Origin of the sequence: Brumimicrobium salinarum (assembly GCF_002844555.1) — a bacterium.
Classification (GTDB): Bacteria; Bacteroidota; Bacteroidia; order Flavobacteriales_D; family Crocinitomicaceae; genus Brumimicrobium; species Brumimicrobium salinarum.
Genome location: NZ_PJNI01000062.1, coordinates 1 through 262, shown reverse-complemented (window position 1 = coordinate 262; position 262 = coordinate 1). Strand labels below are relative to the sequence as shown.

The 262-nt window shown below is 37.0% G+C and carries 1 pseudogene; it reads right to left on the bottom strand.

Features of this window, described 5'->3' with window-relative positions:
- Positions 1-262, bottom strand: a pseudogene (locus CW751_RS15140) (glucose-1-phosphate thymidylyltransferase); the annotation flags it as partial.

The following is a 262-nucleotide window of genomic DNA, read 5'->3' as shown; positions in this document are numbered from 1 at the left end:
CTCCCCATGAGAAATTAGGAACATACTTTGGAGGAAAACCAGATGTAAAAATATTGGCGCAAACACCTATCACAGTTGCAGTATTTAACATGGTATTAATGCTCGTTTTGGAATGATCTCCCATAGAAACTCCCATAAACATCAATTCCGTTTGCTCCATTCCTTCCGATAAATAACTAAAGGTTTTCACATTACCATAGTTATTTTTGAGGTTAGAACAATTCGTATCAGCTCCAAGATTGCACCATTCTCCAATCACTGA